Consider the following 869-nt stretch of genomic DNA (forward strand, 5'->3'; position numbering starts at 1 on the left):
GCGGACCCCTCCACCCCTTTAGAAGGGCGGGCTGCGGGGCAAAGGGGCGCTATAACAGTAATTATTCATCAAAAGGAGAAAATAATGAAAGTAAACATTGAAGATTATTATAAAAGAACAAATCAAAATATAACGCCAAAAAATGTGAAAAGTATAAAAAAAGAGAAAAAATCTCCTTTTACACTCGCTGAAATGTTGTATGGAACATTTAATATAGTTATTTCTGTAATATTTTTATTATTCATTCTTATAACTAACATTGCAAGACCCATTATTAATGATTTACTTAACCCAAATTTTCCTTTAGAAACCAGACAAATATTTTTTCTATCTATATTAATACTTATCTTAGGAATATTATTTGAAATATATGCCATAGAAAAAGCTAGACTTCACAAATATTCGTTAATAGGCGCCATCATATTTTTCTTTTCACTTTTTATGACTTTTTTTATAACTTATATAATAATAAAATACTCCTTGAACTGGGTAGGAATTCAACTGTTCGGTCAAACTGAAATAGGCCAAAATAAATGGTTTTATTTACCTTCCATAGCCTATTTAGGATACTCAATATTCAATGTATACTATTCTTTTGCCTTGATGAATTCACAATAATTTTCAAATAAGTTCATAAAAAAGAAATTGACAAAAGGTAGAGTGATGTGATAATATATACAACGCTGAAGGATGAAAGAGTTAATGAAGTTAGGGTTTTTATGCAAACGAAGTTCTTTTAAAAAAGAAGGAATTTGAATTTGTGGAGTTTGAGGGGTTCACCCCTCAATGCATGTTGGTCTTTGAAAAGTAGATAGAGGAGACTGAAGAGTTTAGGATGAAGGGTTTGATCCTGGCTCAGGGTAAACGCT

Annotated in this window: 1 protein-coding gene; it reads left to right on the plus strand. The window is 30.8% G+C overall.

Annotated features, from left to right (window positions below):
• On the plus strand, positions 1–618 hold a 618-nt coding region (locus ACW9JY_RS09055), incomplete at its 5' end, for a hypothetical protein (protein ID WP_457284113.1).
• Positions 619–869 lie beyond the last annotated feature (251 nt).

This window comes from Petrotoga sp. DB-2 (assembly GCF_054051725.1).